Genomic DNA, 3,737 nt, shown 5'->3' on the forward strand with positions numbered 1-3,737 from the left:
TGCAGAAGATCTACGGCGGCACCAACGAGATCATGAAGGAACTCATCTCCCGCGGACTCTGAGCGAGACCAGTAGTGAGAGCCGCGCACCCTGGACTGAATTGCAGTCGGGCAGCGCGGCTCTTTCGGTGGCTACACATCTGATGTCAGACGTATACTGGAACCGCCGTGCGGATCGATCTGTGGAGGGTGACTATGACGGATGCATCAACGACGAGTCAGCGCGAACCTGCCACCGACATCACCACCGGCCATCGGAAGACGACGACTTCCGACCGGATTAAGGATCTCATCCTCTCAGACGGGCTTCGGCCTGGCGACCTCCTGCCCACCGAGGGGGAACTGTGCGAGCGCCTCGGCGTCTCCCGTTCGAACGTCAGGGAAGCCATTCGTAAGCTCTCGACTCTCGACATCGTCGTCGTCCGACATGGGCACGGCACGTATGTGGGAGAGATGTCCTTGGACGCACTCGTCGAAGCCTTGGTGTTCCGCGGAGTGCTCAGCCCCGGCGATGACCTGCGGGCGCTGCGAGATGTCGTCGAAGTCCGTGCGGCCCTCGATTTCGGAATGTCGGAGGCGATCGTGAAGAGCCTGCAGGGCACAACGAATCCCAAACTATCTGCGCTGGTCGACGATATGATCGCCATGGCGCAGCACGGCCAGTCATTTCCCCAACAGGATCGCGCCTTCCACACCGGTCTGCTCGAGGCATTGGACAATTCGCTCGTCGGTCAGCTCGTGGCCGCCTTCTGGGATGTGCACACGGCAGTGCTGCCGAAACTCAACGTGGCAGTCGCGGCCGATCTTGAGCAGACAGCCCGGGCACATGGACAGATGCTTCAGGCAGCCCAAGCAGGAGACGTCGAAGCCTTCCATACTGCGATCACCGTCCACTACGAACCGATCGCTCGAGCCCTCGAACGAGACGTCGACTGAGACGGCATCTACGGGGACGTCGACCCTGACGGCCTCGACTGGGACCTCCAGTCAGACATTGTCAAGAACACAGAAAGTTGAGAACAGATGGAAGTCATCATCGCCGACGACCTCGAGCTGGCAACACTGGTCGCCGATGCCGTCGAAAGGCTGGTGCGAAGCGAATCCGCACCTGTGCTGGGTCTGGCCACCGGATCGAGTCCGCTCAGCGTCTACGATGAACTGACCCGCCGCCACGAACAGGATGGACTGTCGTTCTCCTCGGTGCGCGGATTCATGCTCGACGAGTACGTGGGACTTCCCGCCTCGCATCCGCAGTCGTATCACAATGTCATCGACACAGAATTCGTCTCGCGGGTCGACTTCGCCGACGGCGCAGTCCAGGGCCCGGACGGAATGGCCGACGACCTCGTTGCCGCCTCGGCGGACTATGACCATGCCATCGCCGAGGCTGGAGGAGTCGACCTGCAGATCCTCGGAATCGGCACGGATGGTCACATCGCCTTCAACGAGCCCGGCTCGTCTCTGTCCTCGCGCACCCGCGTGAAGACTCTGGCCAATCAGACCAGGATCGACAATGCCCGCTTCTTCGACGGCGAGGTCGACCGAGTTCCACAGCACTGCCTGACCCAAGGGCTCGGCACCATCATGGAGGCTCGTCACCTCGTGCTCATCGCCACCGGCGGTCATAAGGCAGAGGCCGTGCACCAGATGGTCGAAGGCCCGATCTCATCGATGTGGCCGGCGACCGTGATGCAGATGCATCCGCATGCCACGGTCCTCGTCGACGACTCAGCCGCATCGCGGCTGCAGTTGGGCGACTACTACCGACAGACATACGCGAGCAAACTGGACAAAGAGAGGTTCTAGGGCGGAGCTTGACCTGGTGACTGAGCCGAAGTGGTGTGTAATCTTTCTCCGGCTTTCGCCAAGTTGAAGGCCGTGGCCGATTCTGTGCTTAGATGGCTACATGAGTAGTGCGCCCCCGCCTGGTTGGTATGTCGATCCGGGAAATAACACCCTGGTCAGATGGTTTGATGGTGTGCGGTGGACACCTAACGCGCAGCCAAGGCAGCCTCAGCAATCCCCGAAATTGCAATCACCACTGCAACCATTGCCGCCATCGAACACCCAGCCACCTTCGAACACCCAGCCACCTTCGAACGCTGGCGGACCTCTGCCGCCCGAAGAAACGCCACGCAAGGAGCAGGAGCGGGCCCAGCCTGGACACGGCAACGCGACGAAAGCTACGAGCGAGAAGATCGGGCTTTTCAACGGCAAACGACGTGCTCGGGAACTGCAAGAAGAGCTCGATGGGCTGAACCATTGGATTCGGCAAAACAACATAGACGGAGCCGTGAGCGCTCAGCAGGTCGAGAAGGAGACCATCGAGCGAACTGAGCAGATCGAGCAGTCACATCAGAGAGAGCTGACAGCGATCAGATCTGAACTAGAAGTCGCGCAAAGATCGCTCGAAACAACTCGAGGGCTCATATCCGATGAGCAGAAACAGCTCGTCAATATCCGAGCCGAAGCAGAGGTTCAAGATTTCGGATTGTTTGATTTTGAGCATCCGGCTGAGAGCTCTGTCCAGATTTCTGCCGACCTGGACCAAGTTCGTACCCGCTACAAGAACATGATTCGGTCGAATTCGGCGACTACGGTGACCAGCGGTTTCACCTTCAACAATTCGGCGAGCCAGGGGAGTCGCTTTCTCAAGAACATGTCGAAGCTCCTACTTCGCGCGTATAACGCCGAAGCAGAGAATGCGGTGAAGTCGGCAAAGGCCGGAAATCTTGAATCGTGTACGAAGCGTCTGTCGAAGGCTCGAGAACAGGTCGAGCGCAATGGTCAGATGATCGACCTACATATTGTGGAGGAATACCATCGATTGAGGTTGTCAGAAATTGAACTGGCCAACCGACACCTGCAGGTCAAAGCCCGAGAGAAGGAGCTTGAGCGAGAGCGTCGCGCGCAACTCAAGGAAGAGAAAAAAGCGGAAGCTGAGTTCAAGGCCAAACGTGCTGATTTGCTGAAAGAGCAGATGCACTACCAGAACCTAGTGGAAGCAATGCGCAATCGTGGAGACTCTGAAGGGTTGGAGCGCGCATTCGCTCAGCTCAACGATGTTGAGCATTCGATCGCTGACGTTGACTATCGCGCTGCCAACACAAGAGCTGGGTATGTGTATGTCATTTCAAACATCGGCTCGTTCGGGAAAAATGTTGTCAAGATCGGTATGACGAGGCGCTTGGACCCTATGGATCGGGTCAAGGAGCTAGGCGATGCTTCCGTGCCTTTTGTGTTTGACGTTCACGCGCTCTTCTTCTCTACTGACGCGGTTGGTGTTGAGACGATGCTCCATCAAACGTTTTCTGCTGAGCGGATCAACAGGGTCAATCTTCGCCGCGAATACTTCGCAGTCACACCGGAGAAAGTCTTGTCTGCGTTGCAAAATCAGAAGGTAGAAGTCGTGGAATATACTCTTGAGGCCCCAGCCGAACAGTATCGGCAAAGCTTAGTGATGAGGGGTCAGCAGCCAGAGTCGTCCGAAAACATATCCACCTCGCACGGACTTTGACCACGCGTGAGGGCTCATTCTGATCGGACCCTTGAAGCTGAGTGGTGGGCGGTATGACAAGATTGAAGGCGTGTCGAAAACTCTTGAGATCCTGACCCCGGAGGGCCTGCCGCCATTGGCTGAGAAGCCGGGAGTCTCCTTCATCATGCCGGTGCTCAACGAGGCTGAGCACATCGCCAAAGCGATCACGACGATCCTGGCCCAGGACTACGACGGGGACA

General features: G+C 57.8%; 3 protein-coding genes. All 3 read left to right on the plus strand.

The annotated features are described in order from the left end of the window. The first annotated feature begins 194 nt into the window (after positions 1-194). The 3 genes from L0G76_RS14775 to L0G76_RS14785 all read left to right on the plus strand — a co-directional run bounded on the left by L0G76_RS14775 (position 195) and on the right by L0G76_RS14785 (position 3,516). Positions 195-935, plus strand: a complete 741-nt coding sequence (locus L0G76_RS14775) for a FadR/GntR family transcriptional regulator (protein WP_304357913.1) — start codon at positions 195-197, stop codon at positions 933-935. Positions 936-1,022: 87 nt separating this feature from the next. After that, complete coding sequence (gene nagB / locus L0G76_RS14780) at positions 1,023-1,805, plus strand: glucosamine-6-phosphate deaminase (protein ID WP_304357914.1); 783 nt, start codon at positions 1,023-1,025, stop codon at positions 1,803-1,805. A 100-nt stretch (positions 1,806-1,905) separates the two neighbouring features. Further along, positions 1,906-3,516, plus strand: a complete 1,611-nt coding sequence (locus L0G76_RS14785) for an SNIPE associated domain-containing protein (protein WP_304357915.1) — start codon at positions 1,906-1,908, stop codon at positions 3,514-3,516. Positions 3,517-3,737: the final 221 nt, after the last annotated feature.

Origin of the sequence: Brevibacterium picturae (assembly GCF_030453725.1) — a bacterium.
Taxonomy (GTDB): domain Bacteria; phylum Actinomycetota; class Actinomycetes; order Actinomycetales; family Brevibacteriaceae; genus Brevibacterium; species Brevibacterium sandarakinum_A.

Coding starts and splice junctions, on each gene's coding strand:
- nagB (WP_304357914.1), top strand. CDS start 1,023: ATGGAAGTCATCATCGCCGACGACCTCGAGCTGGCAACACTGGTCGCC.
- L0G76_RS14785 (WP_304357915.1), top strand. CDS start 1,906: ATGAGTAGTGCGCCCCCGCCTGGTTGGTATGTCGATCCGGGAAATAAC.
- L0G76_RS14775 (WP_304357913.1), top strand. CDS start 195: ATGACGGATGCATCAACGACGAGTCAGCGCGAACCTGCCACCGACATC.